Here is a 21,759-nt window from a genome sequence, read left to right as displayed (position 1 = left end):
ATGAGGATTCCATATGAAAGCATCTTCTTTCATATGGATTAAAAGTTTGCCTTATGAGAGCAAAAACATGTCCAATATATTGACAGAACGTCACTTTGAGCATCTTGAACCACTTTATGAGCATCTAGACTTCTACTTTGAGCATCTTGAACCACTTTATGAGCATCTAGCATAAAAAGAGCTATGAGGACATTCACCCTCATAGCTCTCAACATTATAAGTTCTTCGTTTTTTTCTGTGAGCGTTCACGTTCACTCTTGTTTAAGATCTTTTTACGCAAACGAATTGACTCAGGCGTTACTTCACAATACTCATCATCATCTAAATACTCAATCGCTTCTTCTAATGTTAATTTACGCGTACCTTTTAATGTCACGGTATTATCTTTCGTTGCTGAACGAACGTTTGTTAAAGCTTTTTCTTTCGTAATATTAACTGTTAAGTCGTTATCACGATTATGCTCACCGACGATCATTCCTTCATACACTTCCGTACCAGGTTCAACGAAAATAACACCACGATCTTCAAGTGCCATAATACTATATGGCGTTGCTTTACCTTTTTCTTGTGATACTAAGACACCTTGACGACGTCCACCAACTGAACCTTGAGCAACAGCCTCGTAAGCATCAAATGAGTGGTTTAAAATTCCATAACCGCGTGTTTGAGACATAAACTCGGTTGAATAACCAATTAGACCACGAGATGGTACTTTGAATTCTAGTCTCACTTGGCCGTTTCCGTGGTTAATCATATCGAGCATTTCACCTTTGCGTGCTCCTAAAGACTCCATGACAGGACCTGTGTAATCTTCTGGAACATCAATTTGAACACGCTCATACGGCTCACACTTCACGCCATCAATTTCTTGAATAATTACTTGAGGTTTAGATATTTGTAGCTCATATCCTTCACGACGCATATTTTCAATTAGAATTGATAAGTGCAGTTCACCACGACCCGATACGATCCATGCATCAGGTGTTTCAGTTTCTTCAACACGTAAACTCACATCTGTTTCAAGTTGAGTTAATAGACGCTCTTCAATTTTTCTCGCTGTAATGTAGTCCCCTTCTTTACCAGCAAACGGACTGTTATTAACAACGAACCTCATCTGTAATGTTGGCTCATCGATTCTCGGAATTGGAAGAGGATCATGATGATTAACATCACACACTGTCTCACCAACGTTTAAATCTTCCATACCTGAAACGGCAACGATATCACCCGCTTCAGCTTCTTCGATTTCGACACGTTTTAAGCCGATAAAACCGAATAACTTTGTAATACGATGGTTTTTAGCTGATCCATCTTTCTTCATTAAAGCTACTTGATCGCCGACTTTCATTTTACCGCGATATACACGACCGACACCAATACGACCAACGTAATCGTTGTAATCAAGTAAAGTGACTTGGAATTGTAATGGGTCATCGACAAGTTTTTGCGGTGCTGGAATATGCTCTAGAATTTTCTCGAAAATTGGATCCATCGTTTCGTTTTGATCTTCCGCTTCATAACCTGATGTTCCTTGTAATGCTGAAGCATAGGCTACTGGGAATTCTAACTGCTCATCATCAGCCCCAAGTTCGATAAATAGATCTAATACTTCATCAACAACCTCTTCAGGACGAGCATTCGGACGATCAATTTTATTTAAAACAACCATTGGCTTTAAGTTTTGTTCTAATGCTTTCTTTAACACGAAACGAGTCTGTGGCATACAACCTTCATATGCGTCTACGACTAATAATACACCATCAACCATTTTCATAATACGTTCTACTTCGCCACCAAAATCTGCGTGGCCTGGCGTATCTAAAATGTTAATTCGTGCATCACCATAATTTATAGCTGTATTTTTCGCAAGGATCGTAATCCCGCGCTCTTTCTCTAAATCATCCGTATCCATCGCACGATCATCAACGTTTTCATTATCGCGAAACGTCCCAGAATAGTGTAACATTTGGTCTACTAACGTTGTCTTACCATGGTCAACGTGCGCAATAATGGCGATATTACGAATATCTTTGTACTCTTGCATAAAAACGCTCCATTTCTATAACTAAAATTTCCTGCCTTTGTTATTATATATTAGTTCTGCTATACTGTATAGTTTTTAACGAAAGTATCTAAATTAATCAACATATCTGATCGATTTTGCAAAAGTGACGACGATTAACCCCACCGTTAATAAACAGCATGACGCAACAAAAATAATTTGATCAATTGAAAACCCTAACGAAATAAATAGTGAAGTTAATAAAAAAGATACAGGAAGTAATCCCATAGATGCGAAAGAAATTAGACTCATCATTCTTCCAATATAGTCTTCATCCGTGTTCGCTTGAATAGCTGAGAGTATTGGCACATCTATGATAGACAATGTTAAACCAACTAAGCTAATGACTAATAAGCTAAGCCATAATTCACCTGTTAAACTAAAGATGACCATAAATACCCCAAGTGCAACGATACTTACAAGTGAAACAAGTCCGCGCCGCCTATTTATATTAATAACCCCAACGATCACCGCTCCTATTAACATCCCGACACCTAATACCCCACTTAATAAACTATAAGTGAACTCACCGCCACCAATCACATTTCGTGCGAAAATTGGTAACCCCATTTGCAACGGTCCACTTAAAAATAAATTGAGTGAGACAGAAGTTAACATTAAAGTTAATAAAAAGGGAGATTGCTTTACATAGCGAAGTCCATCCATTATCGATCGCCAAACAGAAGGATGTGTTTCATTCTCTTCTTCGTCCAAACCAACCCTTCTCCTTAAATATAAATCGACTACAGCAGCCAACATAAGCATTAAACTAACAAGACCAAACATCAACTCATAACTACCAAACCCAATAATTAATCCAGCTATTAATGGACCCACAATAACTGAAAAACGCTGTGTCGTGTGAACAATTGAGTTTGCTCGAGTTAGCTGCTCTCTTTCTACTAATTTTGGAAAGAGCGAAGAACTCGCTGGCCAAAAGAATGCATCTAGAAGACCAAACAAAAACGCTAAACCTACTAATACCCATATTGAAACTAAATCAAAAACAAGCAGGCAGATAACAAGTATTAATAAAACAGCCTTTGTGAAATCAGATAGCAACATGATCGACGCTTTATTGACACGATCAGCAATTGCACCACCGATTAACATAAACAAAAGCCTGGGAATAGAACTTGCGACAAACACAAACCCTAGCATCGCTTCTAACCTTAAGTAATCAACGACATACCAATTAACCGTAAATAAAAAGAACGCAACACTTAAACTTGAGGCCAAAAAAGTGAAAAAGTACAACACAAACGATCGATTCCGATACAACGATAAACGACTTTCCCCAGTGTTATTGGTCACGACTTACATCCTCTCTTAAGTTAAAAACAACTCTTCTAACTCTTTAATAACCGATTTCACTTCATCTTGGTTAATTGCGTAATAAACTTTATTTTCGTCTCGTTTTGATTGAACAAAACCGTGGTTGAGTAGTATTGCTAAATGGTGTGAAACCGTTGAATTTGATACACCTAGTTCTTGCGCTATTTCATAACCATAATGCGCACGTTGCTTTAAAAGCCTTAACATATTAAACCGACGCTCATCTGTTAAGATTTTCAGGAGCTCTAATACTTCTTTTTCATCACGCATTTTTTGACTAAGATCAAACCTCTCTATACCAACAACTAGTAAGCTAAAATCTGCTTCATCAAAACTTATAAAACCAACACTCATCGAATAAGAAGGAATAACAACCAGCTTTTTATTTCCATCCCAATTCGTATATTGCGACGCCATTTCTTTAATAAACTCGTTGTACTTTTGATTGTTAAAATGTTCAACTTTTTCTTTTATTTTAGTCGACACTAATGATTCAAAATTGGCATAGTGCTGATCATAGAGGTGTTGTAACAATTGACATAATCGGTCTTTTATTTCATTAGGTTGTTGAATGAAATAAATTAACTTCCACTTTTCTTCTTCTGGAATGGGTAAAGACTTTATTCTTTTCTCTACTGGTAATTGTTTAACTGAATCATCTACAAAGCTCGTATTGACCATCCACTCAACTAGCTGCGTTTCATCTACTGCACGTATTGAATCGAGTAATGCCTCGATGGAAGTAAGCGCACTTTGACTATACCAATACGGCATAAGCGAAATAGCGATATGACTATCTTTTTGGAAAAATACTTGTAGTTCTTTCAGTTCGTCAGTCGATAATTTATGATGAATTGACTCGATCCACTTTTCCCCTTCACTTTCTCGAATTAATGCTTTGTATTTCTCTTCTTCCTCCCCTTTTCCTAAATTGGCAACCCGAAATGCAAAAGCAATAAAATCAGCCATTATTTGCTTATCGACATCATATTTAACATCCATCTAAACACCCTTTCGATTATCATTATATGTCCTGTTATAAGAAAGTTTACAACTATTTTCTATTTTAATCAATACACTGTTTCGATTTATATCAAAACACCTTATAAAAATAAAACACTCCCTCATAAAGGAAGTGTTAATCAACCATTTCATCTAATACTGGATAAACCGCTTCAACACCGTCTTCTGCAATACGGCAGGCAATGCCAATTGGCGTTTCCCAAAAATGATCCGGAATAATCGGGTTTTGCATGCCAGCTGCTTTAAATAACGAGTTATAAACACGGTCTAAATGTTTTCTCGTCGTTAGTCGATCTATTTCTTTCTCACCTCGCGCTAATAAAAATAAGTAGCGCATCGATTGAAAGATGTTGTCGCCAGGCATAAATGTAAAGTCTTTAAAGAGCTTTAACTGCTTTTCGACTTGTTCGGATAACGCGTTATTAATAGCTAAGTCATCAAGACGTTCATACAACTGACGGTTCACCTGTTTGAAAACACGCCGTTTTTCTTGCTGCATGACATCATCTGTATAAACTGTTTTTAAAAAATCAAATGCTTCCTCTCTCGTCCATCCCATTCGTAATCCCCTCTTCACTCAATTGGTCCGTCTGAATATTCTACTTCTCCGTCTTTAAGGCCTATATATAAATCTTTTCCATCAAAGAACCATACGTCTTTTTCATCAATTTGAAAGCTAAGCCCTTTTTTCTCCGTTTCAACCTCCGGCTCTGCTGTGCTACCGATTGCCATTCCAATCGAGAAGCCCTTTTGAAATGAACAAGTGCCTCCATACTTAGGGAAGAAATTCACCACATCTCCTGTCTCTAGGTCCATTTCATCAAAAAACCAGTCTACTGCTTGCTCTGTTACGTGTATTTCCATAGTTAAAGGCCTCCTTATAATTTTAGTTTATCTAACATAACAGTGAACAACAACTCAAAAGTTTCTAACTTCATATTGCAAAAACCTTTCGGGTGTCGTAAAATTTTAAAAACGTTATTCATGCTTTAGAGAAGTAAAGGGGGAAATCGATTGAACGACGAAAAAGTTGGCACATTATATGCTACATTCGCTTACATACTATGGGGGTTTCTCCCTCTTTATTGGAAAATACTTGAATACGTTCCAGCATGGGAAATTTTAGCCCACAGAATCATATGGTCTTTTGCTTTTATGATGCTATTCATATTCGTCATTCGTAGGTGGCACTTATTTATGACAGAATGCCGCACCCTTTTTACTGACTGGCGAACAGCTCTAGGCATCGCGGCCGCTTCAATTGTGATCAGTATAAACTGGGTGACCTACATATGGGCAGTTAACTCTGATCGTGTGTTAGATGCTAGTCTCGGTTATTATATAAACCCACTTATTAGCGTCTTATTTGGTTTTATTTTTCTAAAAGAACGATTTTCAAAATTACAATGGATTGCGATTGTCCTTGCATTAACTGGCGTTGGCTATATGACGTATAACTTTGGTGACGTCCCTTGGGCTGCTTTATTGCTCGCTGTGTCTTTTGCTATTTACGGCTTATTGAAAAAAATCGTCAACTTAAATGCAATATTCGGCCTAGCTATTGAAACGGTCATTGTTTTACCAGTTGCGCTTATTTATATTATTCATCTGGAATGGGTACAAGTTGGAGCCATGAGCCTGTCTTGGACGGGCGTTTTATTAATCGGAACAGGGCTTGCAACGGCTATTCCGTTATTATTATTTGCCCAAGGTGCAAAACGAATTCCACTATCATTAGTTGGCTTCTTACAATACATCGCGCCAACGATCATGCTTTTATTAGGGGTGTTCTTATTTAACGAACCGTTTACGTCGGTTCATGCTATTACATTTACCCTCATTTGGATCGGTCTAACCTTATACACCTATGAACGCGTAAAACAATTAAAACAAATATCTCAAGTTTAAAAGTAGAGAGGAACCGACTCTCTACTTTTTTCATTCCTACTTAAATGTTAATTTTTAAATTTTTCCTCTAATTCAGAAAGCGCTTTCATGTTTTGTGTTACAATGATACAAAAAGGGGTAAGAGGAGGACATTTCATGACGAAAAGATTTGAAACTGATGTTATTCACCACGGCTATGACTCAAAAGAACATTTCGATAGTTTATCAACGCCAATCTATCAAACGTCAACTTACACATTCGCGAATGCTGAACAAGGGGAAAAACGTTTTGCTGGAGAAGACGATGGCTTTATTTATTCTCGTTTAGGAAACCCAACTGTTCGCCATTTAGAAGAGCGAATTGCAAATTTAGAAAACGCTGAGGCTGGTTTAGCCTTTTCTTCAGGGATGGCTGCTGTTTCAGCAACGTTAATCGCCTTAACGAAAGCAAATGATCACATATTATGCTCTCAAGGGCTTTACGGTTGTACATTTGGTTTACTAGAACTAATGAGAGAAAAATATAATATTCAGTCTGACTATAGTTTAATGGAGTCAGAGGATGTTTTACGCAAACAAATTAAAGACGACACGTCATTAATTTATGTTGAGACACCGATTAATCCAACGATGAAGATTATTGATTTAGAGATGGTTGCACGTGTAGCAAAGGAATTTAACATTCCAGTTGTTGTGGACAACACTTTTTCATCACCTTACTTACAGCGACCAATCGATTTAGGTTGTGATATTGTTCTTCACAGTGCCACTAAATATATCGGTGGTCATGGTGATATTGTCGCTGGCTTATTAGTCGGGAAAGAAGATTTTATTTCAGAAGTTGCGATGACGACACAAAAAGATATTGGTGGTATTCTTTCGCCATTTGATGCTTGGTTATTACTAAGAGGACTCAAGACGCTTCCTATTCGAATGGATCGTCACTCACTTAACGCAGAGAAAGTCGTTGAACAGTTAAAACAACATCCAAAAATCAAAAGTGTCCACTACCCATTCGACAAAAACAATCCAGATTATGAAGTGGCTAAAAAACAAATGAAACTCGGTGCTGGTGTAATTGCCTTTGAAGTTGAAGGTGGTAAAGAAGAAGCACAAGCCTTTTTAAACCGTTTATCATTTATTAAGCTAGCTGTTAGTTTAGGAGATGCAGAATCTATTATTCAACATCCTGCGACGATGACACACGCTGTTGTACCAGAAGAGAATCGTCTAAGTATGGGGATTACAGATTCATTAATTCGCATGTCATGTGGTTTAGAAGCATGGGAGGATATTTGGAACGATTTAAAACAAGGCTTAGATCAGATGTAATTAATAAAAAAGTTCAAGCGAATTAATCGCTTGAACTTTTTTTAACCTAAAATTCGTTTAACATAGTTTTGTGTTTCTTCAAATGGCGGTACTCCACCATAATAGTCTACATTCCCTGGGCCTGCGTTATAGGCTGCTAGTGCGAGCTCAGAATCTCCATTATATCGATCTAACATATCTCTTAAGTAGCGAGCGCCACCTTCTATATTTTGTGCTGGGTCGAATACATTTTGAACACCTAATGATTCGGCCGTAGCTGGCATAAGCTGCATGAGACCTTGAGCACCTGCATGACTAACAGCTTGCGGGTTAAAGCCCGACTCAACTTGAATGACAGAACGAATTAAGTCAGTGTCAATGTTATAACGTGACGCTACATCTTCAATAATGTCATTAAAGCTTGAATCATCATTGTTTAAATCCGGAGCAACTTGCATACTCGACTGAACACCCTGCTCACTTTCACCTGAAGCAAAATGTGTCGCTAGATTATTGTTTAATCCTAACTGATCCATAAAAAGCGTTTCAAAAGAAGCTCCTGAAAGCTCTTGTTTTTGGTTATCGTTAAGCAAAGGAGTGTTTTGAACCGACCTTCTATAGTTCATTAACACTTCTAACATACGTGAATCGATCAATATGTCCACCTCATTATATTTAAGACGAAATCTATTTAAATTATACCACAATTTGACATGATTTTTAATCATGATGCTATTAACTTGAACTAATCATCTATTAAACAAAAAAATTCCTGGTTGATTTCGAATCAACCAGGATTAACACTTAGTAAAGAATAATCTAACAATAGAAATGTTTCCCCAAACATTTCTGAAGACACTCAGACATCCTCCACCGCTTACGCAAGTACTATTATAACGCATTTTTCATAGATTTAAAGACTTTTTTTAAAATTTTTATATCTTGTTTTGTAATGTCAAAATGTGTGACGAATCGAACTAAGGTTGGACCAAAAGGAACGGCTTTTATACCGGCCTCTTCCAGCTTCTCTACCATCTGTTCTGCATTCATATCTGTTTTGGCAACATCCATAATAACAATATTCGTCTCAACTGGGTAAGCTAATTCAAAACCAGCTTCTTTTATGCCTTCTTCGATTTCTTTAGCCAACTCATGGTCCTCGTGAAGTCTTTTAGACATATCAGTTAATGCAATCATAGCAGGAGCTGCAACGACACCTACTTGTCTTAAGCCTCCACCGAGACGTTTACGCCATTTGCGTGCATGGTTAATAAACTCTTGTGAACCAGCAATGATCGAACCAACTGGTGCACCGAGTCCCTTTGAAAGGCAAATTTGTACCGTATCAGTACATTGAGCGTACTCTTTAGCCGAAATCCCTGTCGCAGCGACTGCATTGAATAGTCTTGCACCATCTAAATGAACAGGAATGCCATGACGATTAGCTACATCATAAGTCGCTCGCATCGTTTCAAGTGGAATAACCGCTCCACCAGCGCGGTTGTGTGTATTTTCTAAAACAACTAAACCTGTTTCAGGTAAATGAACGTCCTCTGGGCGAATCGCCGCTTCAACATCAGCTGGATGCATCGCCCCACGATTTCCCTTTACGGTGCGCGGTTGAACACCCGCAAATGCGGAGATCGCTGCCCCTTCATAATAAAATAAATGGGACTCTTCCTCTAAAATCACTTCATTACCTGGGTTCGTATGCGTTAAAACGGCAATCTGGTTGCCTTGCACACCACTTGTCACAAACAACGCCGCTTCTTTCTCTAGCATTTTTGCTGCTTTTTCCTCTAAAAGCTGAACGGTCGGGTCTTCACCGTATACATCGTCGCCAACTTCAGCATGAAAACTTGCTTCTCGCATCTCTTGAGTCGGTTTCGTTACTGTATCACTACGTAAATCGATCATAGCGCCACCTCACTATTTTATAGAATCATAAACTCTTTATTGTGCTTTATTATACAATACGGCTATTCTCAAAAATAGTATGAGATGATTATTTCTTAATAGATATGTTGTGAAGTGTCTCTTTAAAGCTGTCGTAAACATAATTCCATAAGGTTGGGTCTTCAGAATACCTTTTCGTTAATGTTTGAATCATTTCTTTTTGCTTTGCTTCAAAATTAGGGTCATCTTTTGGTGGAAATGAATCTCTGTAATCATCAACGAGTTGTTGAACTTCTGGTGCTCGAGGTCCCCATTTTCCAACGAGTTCTCCGTCACCACTTAAAATTAAGACGATCGGAATTGCTCTCCCACCATTTGTTAAATGATCTGTTTATTTACCATCCATATACAAAAATATGTGAGAATTTTTTAGTTTCTAGACGATGTAGTAAGTGTAAGGGTCCTTACAATTAAAAAGGAGTTCAATAATATGAGAATTACTAGTGATAATTTTATTAAACACTTCAAAAGAGGGAAAGAAGCAGCTCTTGAATATGTCATTGATGAGTATATCGGGATTGTCAAAGCGGTTATATACAACACATTCAAGATTAAGTACGACCGTCAATTAATTGAAGAGTGTATTAGTGACACCTTTCTAGGAGCCTTTGAAAATGCTAAACAGTTCAAAGGTAACCAAGAAGACTTTCGGAAATGGTTATGTTCTATTGCTAAATTTAAGGCTATTGATTATCAACGAAAAATTTACCGAGATCCAAACCTATTAAATATAGATGACCAACAAACACCTGTAATATCTGCTGAGAAAGAATACTTAACTAAGGAAACAACAGAAGAACTCTATCAAGTCTTGAAACAACTAGGTGAGATTGACCGTGATATTTTCACCATGAAGTACTTTTTAAACATGCGAAATAATGATATTGCTAACCAACTTGGTTTATCTAAAGCCTCTGTTGATAATCGGCTTTATCGAGGAAAAAAGAAGTTAAGAGAATTCCATTTAGGAGGGATTTACTCATGAAAATGCTATACAAACAACTTAGTCGACTGAAAATAGAAGATCATGAAATAGAACCGATGGAAGTAAACGAATTAGAAAAAGAAAGAATTAAAAACAAAGCTATGAAACATAAGAAAAAACGGTGGTCAAAAAATGTGCCAGCCGCTGCCATTGTACTGAGCTCCGTGATGACTTTTATTGTTGCCATCAGTTTTGCGAATCCTGCTTTGGCTACCAATTTACCTCTTATAAGTAACATATACGAAATTTTTGTGGATGAAGAAACATATGTATTCGAAGAGTATGATGAGCACAGCACAAATTTGGATTTATCCAAAGAAAGTGATGGTGTCACTGTAACATTGACGGATGCCGTTTACGACTTAGAAAGTGTAACGGTTGCTTATACGATTGAGAGTGAGAAGGATTTAGGTGATGCACCATTTTTAGATGGGCGATTTGTAATTGAAAGTATGGAAGAAGCAGATGAAACGGTCTATACACCTGGAAGGTTTATGACTGAAAAAATAAATGATAATAAATACGCAGGGGTCTATATTCACTACTTATTAGAGGGTGAAGTCTCACAAGAAATTGATGTGAATTGGGTTAGTTCCACAATTAGTCAACTTTATGAAGAAGAAAATTCAGTTGATGGTGATTGGTCATTCGAATTCAGTTTAGAGGCTACAGAAAAAGACACTTATGAATATACTGACCTCAAATCTTATTCAGAAGGTATAGAAGTAGAGCTGGATCAAATGACCTCAACTACAGTGGCCGCCAATTTCTATTTCACCGAGAACATTAGCCGAGACGCTTTTGGAAAAGATGAATATGTATCTATTCGCTACACAGTGGCGGATAATTTAGGCAATGAATATAACGTGTTACCTAACGCAGGGTATGGGGACAACAAATACAATATTACTTCACGAATCACAACTACTTCCATACATGAAGTTGCATCAACTATTTTCATCATCCCGGAAGTTTCAACCTATGCAACCACAGAAGACAATGACTTAGAATTAGTTAAAGAGCCATATGAACTTGACCAAATCGAAATTCCATTAGTTCAATAATTAATTAACTTGACTACAGGAAAGGGTAAAGGATCAAAAAATAATCCTTTACCCTTTTATTCATTCAACTAATACTGTATTTATAAAACTTCTAACACGCTCATAAAACTCTTCGGTTACATTATCAAATACTTTCGTATGACCGGCACCAGGTACGATCCACAATTCGTAATCTCCGGCTGTAGCTTCTGCAATTTCATAAGCCATTTCGGTCGGCACCAAGTCATCATCTTCACCATGAATAATAAACAGTGGAAGTTCATTTTGCTTAACTTGATCAATTGCAGACGCTTTACCTAATGTGTAACCAGCGCGTATATTCGTCACGACACTTGTTACCTCGAGCAATGGAAATGCTGGTAAGCCATATATATGATTTAACTGATGAGCCAATTCATCTTTCACTGAACTATAGCCACTATCGGCAATGATTCCTCTCACCTGTTTAGGTAGCTCTTCACCACTTGTCATAAGAACGGTCGCTGCTCCCATCGAATTCCCGTGCAATATAATGTCTTCAGCACTATACTCTTCTATTAACACATCAATCCAATCAACATAATCATGGCGATCATGCCAACCGTAGCCAATATAATCCCCTTCACTCTCACCGTGACCTCGCGCATCAGGGATAAGAATATCAAAGCCTTTGTCATAATAAAATTTAGCTAACTTCCCCATATTATCACTCGTATTTCTAAAGCCATGAGCTAAAATGACTGCCTTCTGCTCATCAGAATCGCTCTCAATAAATTGTGCGACTAAGTTCAAATCATCATAAGCCGTAATCTCAACAATCTCGGTATCTTGCTCATCATACCAATCATTTGCTTCATCGATTAACATTTGACTCTCATCAGTCGCAACGACATTAACCGCTTCATCTTCACGGTGAAGCTCAACTTCAGTTCCTCTTTTAATCCCTTGATCGTAAAAGTAATTCCCCGCAAAAGCTAACCCTACGAGCACAACGACGAAAAAACTACCTAAAAAGATGAGTAATTTCTTTTTCACTTTGTATTCCCCTTTATTCAGTAATCAAGTGGACTGTTTTCCACCCTCGAACACTATTTAAAAAGGCTAGTTCATCAACTGTTGCTAGGTCATCTTTTGCTAGACTGCGCTCTGTGATTTGTTGTTCTCTTAACAACCTCTCGCGATAAGTTCCAGGTAACAAGCCGTCTCTAACCGGTGGTGTATACCATTTTCCTTTTAGTTTGTAAGCTACATTTCCTGTCGTAAACTCGGTGATCAACCCTTCTTCATGCCATAGCAACGTCTCATCAACCTCTGCACGAATTCGTTCGTTGTAAACTGACCGATTCGTTGTTTTATGGTATAAAAAAGCTTGGTCTTGTTCGACTGGCTCATGAGCTAGCGCTACTTGTAATTGCTTTGGCGTATTATTAATCGGTTGTAACTCATAATTGATTTGCCCTTGTTGGTCGACTAGAAGACGTACTTTGTATTCACCTTGGTTATTCGCTTTAATTTGAACGATCGTTTCTGTTAAGGCTTGATCACTCAAGTTTATACTAAAGTAGTTTGCTGACCGTTTAAGTCTGTTTATATGTTCAAGTTCCAGTTCAATAACCCCATCTTTTAAAAGCATGGACTCCAGCAATTGAAAAGGCTTTGCTTTGCGATATAAAACGCGTGCTTTATCTACCGTTTCTTCATACTCTCCTTCAGCAGAAGAATCCCACGTAATGCCACCACCAACGCCATAAATTGCTCGACTCGTCTTCTTATTGTATAAAACAGTACGTATCGGAACGTTAAAGACCGCTTCACCATTAGGTGTTAGTAATCCTATAGCGCCACAGTAAACCTCACGAGGACTATTTTCTAAATGATAGATTTGCTCCATCGTGCTTTGTTTCGGCGCACCTGTAATCGATCCGCACGGAAACAGGGCTTTAAAGATTTCAACGAGGCCTACATCCTCTTTCAATTCTGCTGTCACCGTTGATGTCATTTGATGAACGGTTGGATAATGTTCAATCGTAAATAACTCTGGCACCTTAACTGTTCCTGCTTTCGCAACTTGTGATACGTCATTTCTTAGTAAGTCGACGATCATAACATTTTCAGCACGGTCTTTAGCCGATTCAGATAGTTGTAGCTTTAACTTGTCATCTTCTTCAACTGTTAATCCTCTTCGGACCGTGCCTTTCATCGGTCTTGTTTCAATTGTATGTCCATTCGATGCGAAAAATAATTCCGGAGAGATTGATAAAAGATCATGCGAACCAATTTGCAAGAGCGCCGTATAATTCGCTTGTTGAGCTTGAGTGAGCTGGTTGTACCAAGCTTGTGAATCAACATTTTCTAAATCTGCTAAAAGCCGTAGCGTATAATTAACTTGATAGGTAATCCCTTGAGAAATTAAATTATGAATCGTTTGGATCGCTCGTTCATAAGCTTGTTTGTTCGTGTCAGGCTTCCACTTTGTACTAAAGAACGTTTCATTTGATACAACACTCTCTTGTTCAACAGGCTTTTCAAAGACACCGAACCAAACGTAAGGAAGCTCCTTAACGTTATGAAAAGGCAAATGAGGTAAAAAGGCTTGTGCCGCTTCATAACTAACAAAACCACCGACGTAATAACCTCTTTGCGCGTACGTTTCAGCTTGTTTAATCGTTCGTTCGACTTCCTCAATTGTATTAGCTTGTAAAATTTCTATCGGTTCCCGAAAATGTAATGATTCACTTTCAAGCCAACGGTGTTTAAATTGAAAGGTTAACTTCACATCACTCACTATTACCTCACCTGCCTCGTTAAACGATTATCGACTACAAAGTTTTCAACCATTTTTAAGCCATACGTCGTTAAGATCGCCTCAGGGTGAAACTGTACCGCTTCAAGTGGCCAATATTTATGCCTAACACTCATCACTTCATCATCATCAGTCTGCCCTGTGATCTCGAGTACATCGGGTAAATTTTCTTTACGAGCGATTAATGAGTGATAACGTGTAACAGCTGTTGGGGAGTCTATATGGCAATAGACCCCTTTTTGATCATGCGTCACCCACTCGACTTTTCCGTGCATGGGTGCATGAGCCTTTTCGACTGTACCTCCAAAAGCTTGAACGATAATTTGAAAGCCTAAACAGACCCCTAATACAGGTATTTCGCCTTGTACCGCTCGTAAAATTTCAATACTATGAGGAACATCGCTCGGATTACCTGGTCCAGGCGAGAGCACAACTGCTTCTGGATTAAGCTGTTTAAGCTCTGAAACTGTCATTTCGTCGTGTTTTACAACTTTTACGACGACACCGACCTGCTCAAAATAGTCAACTAAATTGTATGTAAAAGAATCATAATGATCGATCATGACTATCATGCTACATCCCTGCCATCATTCGTTAGTCTCGACGTACTCGATATTCTTGTCGCTCACCCGTTGTCGTATAGGTTGAACGTCCAAGGTAAAGTGGAATTGTTAACTTCTCATCATCAGGTAAACCATTGTCTAGAAACAAGTCATCATCACGATAAAATTGGGTAATATCACCAACAAACCAATCATGGTCCCCATATTTATTTACATCAATTACTTGGCATTCATATGCAACGTAAGCATCTTTTAAAATGGGTGCATCAATTGTAATGCCACGCTCATACTCCATTTCACCTAACAAAAACTTATCGGTATCAGACCCCGAATAGACGCCTGCTTGTTGAATAAATTGCGCTTTTTCCATCGGTAGAAAATGGACCGCAAACTGCCCTGATTGTTTCATCAACTCATATGTATGGCGCTCATGTCCAATCGCTACGCCATAGATTGGCGGTTCAAATGAAATATAAGAATGCCACCCTGCTGACATGACGTTATTTTGTCCATTATAAGACGCTGTCACGATGGCGACCATCCCTGGATAACTATGCATCACTGTTCGATCTGTCGGCTTTCTCATTGACTTCTCCTCCTGCTTTTTTATCTTATTTTAGTTTAACAGAAAATCGTCCAGAATGACCTCAATTGTGATATATTGAGTACAAGGAGGGATTGCTTTGTTTAAACGAGATGAACAATTCGCACACGAACTTGACGAACAAGATGAACTGAAACATTTTAAAGATGAATTTTATCTAAATGACAACCATATATACATGGACGGAAACTCACTCGGACTAATGTCTAAACGTGCTGAACAATCGTTACATAACGTGACAGAAGCATGGAAGAATTATGCGATTGGTGGCTGGATGAATGGTGATCACCCGTGGTTTTATTTATCTGAAGACTTAGGCAAGCGTATTGCACCCTTAGTTGGCGGGAAACCTGAAGAAGTCATCGTCACAGGCTCTACGACGACAAACTTACATCAACTTGTTAGCACGTTTTACCAGCCAGAAGAAGGTCGCATGAAAATTTTAGCTGATGAGTTAAACTTCCCTTCAGACATTTATGCCTTACAGAGCCAGTTAAAACTGCACGGGTATGACCCAGACGAACACCTGATCCGTGTACAGAGTCGTGACGGTCGCACAATTGAAGAAGATGACATCATTGCAGCGATGACTGACGATGTCGCACTCGTTGTTTTACCAACTGTCCTATACCGTAGCGGACAGTTACTAAATATTGAAAAATTAACGAAAGCAGCTCATGAGCGTGGTATTCCGATCGGCTTTGATGGGTGTCATTCTGTCGGGGTTATTCCACATGATTTTCATAATGCTGGTGTTGATTTTGCATACTGGTGCCATTATAAGTATGTCAACAGTGGCCCAGGTGGGGTAGCAGGCCTTTTCGTACATGAAAACCATTTTGGCAAGACACCAGGATTAACAGGCTGGTTCGGTTCAGATAAGGAAAAGCAATTCGATATGGAGCATACGTTTACACCTGCTAAAGATGCAGGAGCTTATCAGATCGGTACACCACACGTCTTAAGTGTCGCACCATTAATCGGGTCGTTAGAGCTATTTGAAGAAGCAGGTATTGAAAACATTAGAGAAAAATCGCTCCATAAAACAGCATACTTAATGTATTTAGTTGAAGAATATTTAGGTGAGTATGGCTTTACAATAGGGAATCCTAAAGAAGATGAACGCCGTGGCGGGCACGTTTGCTTAGAACATGATGAAGCAGCAAGCATTTGCAAAGCGCTCAAAGATTACGACGTGACACCTGATTTCCGCTCACCGAATGTCATTAGACTAGCACCTGTTGCGTTTTACGTCACTTATCATGACGTATACCGCACCGTTCTTATATTAAAAGAAATTATGGAAAACAAACTATATAAAAAGTATAAAAACGAACGCGACGTCATCGCTTAGGAGGCTTAGCATGATCATTGATATTTCTCGCACGTTAAACCAAAACACACCAACTTGGCCAGGTGATACGCCCTTTTCATATGAATTGTCATGGTCAAAAGCCGAAACAGGCTCTGTCAATGTCGGACAGTTCACGACGAGTTGCCATACCGCAACTCATATCGATGCCCCCTATCATTTCAATGATAGCGGCTTAACGGTCGATCAATTACCGTTAGATTTATATGTTGGCGACGTTCTTGTCGTTGATGTATCTACTAAAGGGCGAATTAGTCCGGATGAATTGAAGTTAGTCGATCTATCGAATGTTAGACGTGTCATCTTAAAAACATCAGCTTGGAAAGACCCTTCATACTTTCCAACTGAGATTCCAATCTTGGAACCTAGCTTAGGTCAGTTTTTTAGAGAAAATGGTGTCGAGTTAATCGGCGTGGACCTACCTTCTGTCGACCCGCTTGAAAGCAAAACATTAGATGCGCACCATGCCTTTGAAGCTAACAACATTCACATTTTAGAAGGGCTTAATTTAGAAGAGGTTGAAGCTGGTGAATACCGCTTAACCGCATTACCCTTGAAGGTTGAAGGCGCTGATGGCTCGCCAGTACGTGCTATATTAGAGACGAAATAAAATATAGAACATGAAAGAGACTGAGACGAAACTAAATGTCAATACACAAAACCCGAACGAAATCACATTTTGACTTCGTTCGGGTTTATCTATTATCCGCTCCATCAAAATGCTTCGCTTTCACCCGCAGGGCACAAGTGCAACATCTGCTCAAACTCCCTAAGGTTGTTTGTCGCAGTGTTTTCTTTGCCGGGGCGGCTGGTGAGCCAAGCTACTACTTCGAGTAATCTTCTTGTGCTTTGCACCGAGGAAGCCTGCTTCGAAGCTTATCTAGAAGACGCAGGTGCATCCCCGGGGTCTCACCCTGGCCTTTGCTCCCACAGGAGTCTACGCATTTTGATTCCGCTAAGTGCCTGCTCAACTATGATGAACTGTTAAATATTCGTGTTTTAACCACACTCTATCCCTTTTGTCCAAACCTCTTTCCATTCTGAAACTTCTTCAACTAATGCCTCGTTATTTAATAGGAGTAACCTACTCCTTTTTGGAAGGCATTTGTCAGCCACCTTCTATACAAGTCTCACTAGAACTTCCAACAATAGAATTTAACTCTTGAAGTAGCGATGGTAGAGATTCCGTTTTTACTAAAGTTTCTAAGGCGTGCCTGCTAATAGGAATATTGTATTTACTGAAGACTTCTTCTGCCTCTGACCAAACTTCAACAATAGCAATTGGTGACATATTAGATTGTATAACCATTTTAGCCCCCCTCCCTTTGCACTTAATCGATCACCTTTGGTTAAATAAAACAAAATACGTGAATTGAAATGAGCATTCACGTGCTAATTAGGAAGTTTTATAGTGTTGTGCGATTTATTAAAGCCTTGATCTCACATTCCACAATTCAGGGAAGAAGTAATGGTCTAACACTTGCTTTAAGTAACCGACACCTGATGATCCACCTGTCCCTTGTTTATGTCCGATGATTCGTTCGACCGTTTTCATATGACGGAAGCGCCACTGCTGCATCCAGTCTTCAATGTCAATTAACTTTTCAGCTAATTGATAAAGATGCCAATAACGCTCTGTGTCTTTATACACTTCAATCCAAGCTTGTTCAACACTTTCATTAACTTCATAAGTTTTGGTTAAATCGCGGTTTAACACGTCTTCATCAATCTCAAAGCCTTCTTTTGCTAGTGCTTGAATCGCAACGTCATAAAGTCCTGGTGCTTCGTATGCTTCAATCAGTTGCTTTTGTAGTTCAGGTTCTTTTTCATAGATTTTAATGACATATGGTGTTTTATAGCCTAACGCAAACTCGACCATCCGATATTGGTAAGATTGAAAGCCTGAAGCATTACCTAACTGATCGCGGAAACCTAAATATTCACTTGGGGTCATCGTTGATAAAACATCCCAAGCTTTAATAATTTGGTTTTGAATACTTGAAACGCGCGCTAACATTTTAAACGCTGGCTGATACGACTCTTCTTGAATAGCATTAATCGCAGCTTGTAACTCATGCAACGTTAACTTCATCCAGAGCTCACTTACTTGGTGAATAATGATAAACAACATTTCATCGTGATGATCAGAAAGCCTATTTTGACTATTTAAAATTGAATCTAAATCTAAATAATCGCCATAAGTCATTCGATCTTTAAAATCAGTATGGATCCCCTTCTCATTCTCAAAAGTCATGATGAAACGCTCCTTTTTTCTTTTATCTTAACATATGACAAATGTATAAAATGAAATTGTGATAAAATAAATATAAGGATCTCATATTCATTTGTTGAATTTAGTTAAAACCAATTGGTAAACTAGGGAATGGATTTTAGATTAACGAAGGATGTGACAAAGATGCGTGTTGTAAACAATATCGCAGAATTAATTGGTGACACTCCGTTAGTGAAACTGAACAAGCTAAATCCAGCTAACGGCGCTGACATTTATTTGAAATTAGAATTTTATAACCCAAGTGGTAGTGTAAAAGACCGTGCAGCTTACAATATGATGGTAGAAGCTGAAAACGCTGGCCTTCTTAAAGAAGGCTCCACCATTATTGAGCCAACAAGCGGGAATACGGGCATTGGACTTGCGATGAATGCAGCTGCTCGTGGATATAAAGCGATTCTCGTGATGCCCGATACGATGACGAAAGAAAGAATTAACCTATTACAAGCATATGGCGCAAAAGTAGAGTTAACACCAGGCGATGAGAAAATGCCAGGTGCCATTCGTCGTGCTAAAGAGCTAATGGATGAAATTCCGAATAGCTTCATGCCAATGCAGTTTGAAAATGAAGCTAACTCTGATGCTCACCGTCACACAACAGCAAAAGAAATCGTTGAAGCGATGGAGCAAATTGACAAGCCACTTTCAGCTTTTGTCGCGACAGCAGGAACAGGCGGTACTATTACTGGAACGGGTGAAGAATTAAAGAAAGTATATGAGGATATGTCCGTTCACGTTGTTGAACCAGCTGGAAGCCCCGTTTTATCAGGCGGGAAACCAGGTAAACACAAACTAGTCGGAACAAGCCCTGGCTTTATTCCTGATATTTTAAACCAAGAAATATATGACGAGATCTTCCGTATTGAAGACGATCAAGCTTACGATATCGCACGTCGCCTCGCTCGTGAAGAAGGCATTTTAGTCGGAACATCTGCAGGTGCCTCATGCTATGCGGCTATTGAAGTCGCTAAGCGTAAACAACCAGGTGAAGTTGTTGTCGCAATCATTCCTGACTCAGGTGAACGCTACCTATCTGGTGACTTGTTTGATTTTTAAATTGAGCGCTGATAATTTCACGTGAACGCTGATAAATTCGCGTGAGCGCCGATAATTTATCGTGAACGCTGATATTTTTGCTTGAGCGCCAATAAATTCTCATGAACGCCAAGTAATCCCACTCAAGCGCCAAAAACGAATAAAAGTAATCAGCATTAATCCCCTAACAGCTTGCCATACTATAATGGCAAGCTGTTTTTAGCTTTTTTGATAAAAAAACTAAACTTTTTATCAAAAAGTAATTGACTTGAGAATGATTATCAGTAAAATAGAATGTGTGAGGTTGATAATCATTCTCAACAAAATAAAAAGTTTACATAGAAAGGGAGTTTCAAACATGTTTAACAAAAAGCATTTATTCATGATGATGGCATTACTAATAACAGCCGTCATCTTAGCCGCTTGTGGTGGCGGAGATGAAGAACCACAAAACGAAGAACAGCCTGAGGGCACAACTGGTCAAGGTGATGAGGAAGCTGGTGAAGTGAACATTTACACAAGCCGTCACTACGATATCGACGATGAAATCTATGCTGATTTTACTGAAGAAACAGGAATCGAAGTAAACATCATTAACGGGAGTGCAGATGAGTTAATTGAGCGTATGAACCGTGAAGGTGAAGCATCTGAAGCTGACTTATTCTACACAGCTGACGCTGGTCGTTTACACCGCGCTAAAGAAGAAGGATTATTGCAATCAATTGAAAGTGAAGTTCTAAATGAAAATGTTCCAGAAAATATGCGCGATCGTGACAGTGAATGGGTTGGCTTAACTCAACGCGCACGTATTATTGCTTACCATAAAGACCGTGTTGACCCTGAAGAACTATCAACGTATGAAGCTTTAACAGAACCTGAATGGGAAGGCCGCGTGTTAATGCGTTCATCAGAAAACGTTTATAACCAATCATTACTTGCTTCATTTATTGACTTACATGGACGCGAGGAAGCAAAAGACTGGGCACAAGGTATTCATGATAATCTAGCTCGTTCACCACAAGGCGGCGACCGTGACCAAGCACGTGCTGTCGTTGCAGGCGAAGGTGACGTAGCGATTATGAACACTTACTACTTAGGTGGTATGTTAAATTCACCTGATGAAGAAGAAGTGAACGTTGCAGAGCAGTTAGGTATTTTCTTCCCTAACCAAGAAACAACAGGTACACACGTTAACGTCAGTGGTGTTGGCCTAGCGGGAAACGCTCCAAACCCTGAAAATGCAGTTAAATTAATTGAGTATTTAACGACTGAGGAAGTTCAGGAGATTTTCGCAGCTGCGAATTATGAGTACCCTGTAAACCCTAATGTTGAAGCAGATTCAACGATCCAAGAGTGGGGCGAATTCGATACACAAGAAATCAACCTTTCAATTTTAGGTGAAAACAGTGCTGAGGCGACACGCATTTTCAATGAAGTAGGCTTTGAGTAAATCACCATTGAAAAACTGAATGTGAACAAAAACTAAAAAT

22 protein-coding genes and 1 pseudogene are annotated in these 21,759 nt (G+C 38.9%); 9 read left to right on the top strand and 14 right to left on the bottom strand.

Going from position 1 to position 21,759, the window contains the following annotated elements:
- Positions 1 to 13: 13 nt before the first annotated feature.
- Entirely contained in the window at positions 14 to 175 is a 162-nt protein-coding gene (locus tag J2R98_RS13385; RefSeq protein ID WP_307069818.1) for a hypothetical protein, read from the top strand.
- A gap of 39 nt (positions 176 to 214) precedes the next feature.
- Here the strand turns inward: J2R98_RS13385 and typA are convergent, their stop codons facing one another.
- From typA to J2R98_RS13360, 5 genes are all read right to left on the bottom strand, one after another.
- Positions 215 to 2,044, bottom strand: a complete 1,830-nt coding sequence (gene typA / locus J2R98_RS13380; protein ID WP_307069816.1) for a translational GTPase TypA — start codon at positions 2,042 to 2,044, stop codon at positions 215 to 217.
- 93 nt (positions 2,045 to 2,137) lie between these two features.
- Positions 2,138 to 3,376, bottom strand: a complete 1,239-nt coding sequence (locus tag J2R98_RS13375; RefSeq protein WP_307069814.1) for an MFS transporter — start codon at positions 3,374 to 3,376, stop codon at positions 2,138 to 2,140.
- A gap of 15 nt (positions 3,377 to 3,391) precedes the next feature.
- On the bottom strand, positions 3,392 to 4,399 hold the full coding sequence (locus J2R98_RS13370; protein WP_307069812.1) for an ArsR/SmtB family transcription factor: 1,008 nt from the start codon (positions 4,397 to 4,399) through the stop codon (positions 3,392 to 3,394).
- Positions 4,400 to 4,535: 136 nt separating this feature from the next.
- Complete coding sequence (locus tag J2R98_RS13365) at positions 4,536 to 4,979, bottom strand: hypothetical protein (RefSeq protein ID WP_307069810.1); 444 nt, start codon at positions 4,977 to 4,979, stop codon at positions 4,536 to 4,538.
- 14 nt (positions 4,980 to 4,993) lie between these two features.
- Entirely contained in the window at positions 4,994 to 5,284 is a 291-nt protein-coding gene (locus tag J2R98_RS13360) for a HesB/YadR/YfhF family protein (protein WP_307069808.1), read from the bottom strand.
- 150 nt (positions 5,285 to 5,434) lie between these two features.
- Between J2R98_RS13360 and rarD the strand changes: the two genes are divergently transcribed.
- A complete protein-coding gene (gene rarD, locus J2R98_RS13355) occupies positions 5,435 to 6,328 on the top strand; it encodes an EamA family transporter RarD (protein ID WP_307069807.1) in 894 nt (297 codons plus the stop codon).
- 135 nt (positions 6,329 to 6,463) lie between these two features.
- Positions 6,464 to 7,639 carry a methionine gamma-lyase gene (gene megL, locus J2R98_RS13350; RefSeq protein ID WP_307069805.1) on the top strand — a complete coding sequence of 392 codons (1,176 nt, stop codon included), beginning with the start codon at positions 6,464 to 6,466 and terminating at the stop codon, positions 7,637 to 7,639.
- Between the two features lie 41 nt (positions 7,640 to 7,680).
- Here the strand turns inward: megL and J2R98_RS13345 are convergent, their stop codons facing one another.
- From J2R98_RS13345 to J2R98_RS13335, 3 genes and pseudogenes are all read right to left on the bottom strand, one after another.
- The gene (locus tag J2R98_RS13345) at positions 7,681 to 8,274 is read right to left on the bottom strand and encodes a lytic transglycosylase domain-containing protein (RefSeq protein ID WP_307069803.1); all 594 of its coding nucleotides are present in this window, start codon (positions 8,272 to 8,274) and stop codon (positions 7,681 to 7,683) included.
- Between the two features lie 235 nt (positions 8,275 to 8,509).
- Complete coding sequence (locus tag J2R98_RS13340; RefSeq protein WP_307069801.1) at positions 8,510 to 9,535, bottom strand: threonine aldolase family protein; 1,026 nt, start codon at positions 9,533 to 9,535, stop codon at positions 8,510 to 8,512.
- 88 nt (positions 9,536 to 9,623) lie between these two features.
- Positions 9,624 to 9,887 (bottom strand): annotated as a pseudogene (locus J2R98_RS13335) (thioredoxin family protein); the annotation flags it as partial.
- 117 nt (positions 9,888 to 10,004) lie between these two features.
- Here J2R98_RS13335 and J2R98_RS13330 point away from each other — a divergent pair.
- Together J2R98_RS13330 and J2R98_RS13325 are read left to right on the top strand one after the other, a co-directional pair.
- A complete protein-coding gene (locus tag J2R98_RS13330) occupies positions 10,005 to 10,559 on the top strand; it encodes a sigma-70 family RNA polymerase sigma factor (protein ID WP_307069799.1) in 555 nt (184 codons plus the stop codon).
- Positions 10,556 to 11,623, top strand: coding sequence for a DUF4179 domain-containing protein (locus tag J2R98_RS13325; RefSeq protein WP_307069797.1), 1,068 nt, complete (start codon positions 10,556 to 10,558; stop codon positions 11,621 to 11,623). Before J2R98_RS13330 ends, J2R98_RS13325 begins: the two co-directional genes overlap by 4 nt.
- A gap of 60 nt (positions 11,624 to 11,683) precedes the next feature.
- Here the strand turns inward: J2R98_RS13325 and J2R98_RS13320 are convergent, their stop codons facing one another.
- Genes J2R98_RS13320 through J2R98_RS13305 form a run of 4 tightly spaced genes read right to left on the bottom strand, consistent with a single transcriptional unit; the run spans position 11,684 to position 15,554 of the window.
- Positions 11,684 to 12,637 (bottom strand): alpha/beta hydrolase, encoded by a 954-nt coding sequence (locus tag J2R98_RS13320; protein WP_307069795.1) that lies wholly within the window; start codon positions 12,635 to 12,637, stop codon positions 11,684 to 11,686.
- A gap of 13 nt (positions 12,638 to 12,650) precedes the next feature.
- The gene (gene pabB / locus J2R98_RS13315) at positions 12,651 to 14,387 is read right to left on the bottom strand and encodes an aminodeoxychorismate synthase component I (RefSeq protein WP_307069793.1); all 1,737 of its coding nucleotides are present in this window, start codon (positions 14,385 to 14,387) and stop codon (positions 12,651 to 12,653) included.
- A gap of 2 nt (positions 14,388 to 14,389) precedes the next feature.
- A complete protein-coding gene (locus tag J2R98_RS13310; RefSeq protein WP_307069791.1) occupies positions 14,390 to 14,977 on the bottom strand; it encodes an anthranilate synthase component II in 588 nt (195 codons plus the stop codon).
- 22 nt (positions 14,978 to 14,999) lie between these two features.
- Positions 15,000 to 15,554 (bottom strand): flavin reductase family protein, encoded by a 555-nt coding sequence (locus J2R98_RS13305; protein ID WP_307069789.1) that lies wholly within the window; start codon positions 15,552 to 15,554, stop codon positions 15,000 to 15,002.
- Positions 15,555 to 15,651: 97 nt separating this feature from the next.
- On the opposite strand from J2R98_RS13305, the gene kynU reads away from it, so the two are divergent.
- Both kynU and kynB read left to right on the top strand, forming a co-directional pair.
- A complete protein-coding gene (gene kynU / locus J2R98_RS13300) occupies positions 15,652 to 16,926 on the top strand; it encodes a kynureninase (RefSeq protein ID WP_307069787.1) in 1,275 nt (424 codons plus the stop codon).
- A gap of 10 nt (positions 16,927 to 16,936) precedes the next feature.
- Positions 16,937 to 17,554 (top strand): arylformamidase, encoded by a 618-nt coding sequence (gene kynB / locus J2R98_RS13295; RefSeq protein WP_307069785.1) that lies wholly within the window; start codon positions 16,937 to 16,939, stop codon positions 17,552 to 17,554.
- Between the two features lie 498 nt (positions 17,555 to 18,052).
- Here the strand turns inward: kynB and J2R98_RS13290 are convergent, their stop codons facing one another.
- Both J2R98_RS13290 and kynA read right to left on the bottom strand, forming a co-directional pair.
- Positions 18,053 to 18,253 carry a hypothetical protein gene (locus tag J2R98_RS13290; protein WP_307069783.1) on the bottom strand — a complete coding sequence of 67 codons (201 nt, stop codon included), beginning with the start codon at positions 18,251 to 18,253 and terminating at the stop codon, positions 18,053 to 18,055.
- A gap of 117 nt (positions 18,254 to 18,370) precedes the next feature.
- Positions 18,371 to 19,198, bottom strand: coding sequence for a tryptophan 2,3-dioxygenase (gene kynA, locus J2R98_RS13285; protein ID WP_307069781.1), 828 nt, complete (start codon positions 19,196 to 19,198; stop codon positions 18,371 to 18,373).
- Positions 19,199 to 19,360: 162 nt separating this feature from the next.
- On the opposite strand from kynA, the gene cysK reads away from it, so the two are divergent.
- Together cysK and J2R98_RS13275 are read left to right on the top strand one after the other, a co-directional pair.
- A complete protein-coding gene (gene cysK, locus J2R98_RS13280; RefSeq protein ID WP_307069779.1) occupies positions 19,361 to 20,290 on the top strand; it encodes a cysteine synthase A in 930 nt (309 codons plus the stop codon).
- A 337-nt stretch (positions 20,291 to 20,627) separates the two neighbouring features.
- On the top strand, positions 20,628 to 21,719 hold the full coding sequence (locus J2R98_RS13275; protein WP_307069777.1) for a Fe(3+) ABC transporter substrate-binding protein: 1,092 nt from the start codon (positions 20,628 to 20,630) through the stop codon (positions 21,717 to 21,719).
- The last annotated feature ends 40 nt before the right edge of the window (positions 21,720 to 21,759 follow it).

This window comes from Alkalibacillus filiformis (assembly GCF_030814115.1).
In the GTDB taxonomy this organism is placed as follows: domain Bacteria; phylum Bacillota; class Bacilli; order Bacillales; family Alkalibacillaceae; genus Alkalibacillus; species Alkalibacillus filiformis.
The sequence above is the reverse complement of the archived record's forward strand: the minus strand, read 5'-3'. Positions and strand labels throughout refer to the sequence as shown.

What these genes read in the sequence shown, in the direction of transcription:
- J2R98_RS13385 (WP_307069818.1), top strand. Translation starts at nt 14, where the DNA reads ATGAAAGCATCTTCTTTCATATGGATTAAAAGTTTGCCTTATGAGAGC.
- typA (WP_307069816.1), bottom strand. Translation starts at nt 2,044, where the DNA reads ATGCAAGAGTACAAAGATATTCGTAATATCGCCATTATTGCGCACGTT.
- J2R98_RS13370 (WP_307069812.1), bottom strand. Translation starts at nt 4,399, where the DNA reads ATGGATGTTAAATATGATGTCGATAAGCAAATAATGGCTGATTTTATT.
- J2R98_RS13365 (WP_307069810.1), bottom strand. Translation starts at nt 4,979, where the DNA reads ATGGGATGGACGAGAGAGGAAGCATTTGATTTTTTAAAAACAGTTTAT.
- J2R98_RS13360 (WP_307069808.1), bottom strand. Translation starts at nt 5,284, where the DNA reads ATGGAAATACACGTAACAGAGCAAGCAGTAGACTGGTTTTTTGATGAA.
- megL (WP_307069805.1), top strand. Translation starts at nt 6,464, where the DNA reads ATGACGAAAAGATTTGAAACTGATGTTATTCACCACGGCTATGACTCA.
- J2R98_RS13340 (WP_307069801.1), bottom strand. Translation starts at nt 9,535, where the DNA reads ATGATCGATTTACGTAGTGATACAGTAACGAAACCGACTCAAGAGATG.
- J2R98_RS13330 (WP_307069799.1), top strand. Translation starts at nt 10,005, where the DNA reads ATGAGAATTACTAGTGATAATTTTATTAAACACTTCAAAAGAGGGAAA.
- J2R98_RS13325 (WP_307069797.1), top strand. Translation starts at nt 10,556, where the DNA reads ATGAAAATGCTATACAAACAACTTAGTCGACTGAAAATAGAAGATCAT.
- J2R98_RS13310 (WP_307069791.1), bottom strand. Translation starts at nt 14,977, where the DNA reads ATGATAGTCATGATCGATCATTATGATTCTTTTACATACAATTTAGTT.
- J2R98_RS13305 (WP_307069789.1), bottom strand. Translation starts at nt 15,554, where the DNA reads ATGAGAAAGCCGACAGATCGAACAGTGATGCATAGTTATCCAGGGATG.
- kynB (WP_307069785.1), top strand. Translation starts at nt 16,937, where the DNA reads ATGATCATTGATATTTCTCGCACGTTAAACCAAAACACACCAACTTGG.
- J2R98_RS13290 (WP_307069783.1), bottom strand. Translation starts at nt 18,253, where the DNA reads ATGGTTATACAATCTAATATGTCACCAATTGCTATTGTTGAAGTTTGG.
- kynA (WP_307069781.1), bottom strand. Translation starts at nt 19,198, where the DNA reads ATGACTTTTGAGAATGAGAAGGGGATCCATACTGATTTTAAAGATCGA.
- cysK (WP_307069779.1), top strand. Translation starts at nt 19,361, where the DNA reads ATGCGTGTTGTAAACAATATCGCAGAATTAATTGGTGACACTCCGTTA.
- J2R98_RS13275 (WP_307069777.1), top strand. Translation starts at nt 20,628, where the DNA reads ATGTTTAACAAAAAGCATTTATTCATGATGATGGCATTACTAATAACA.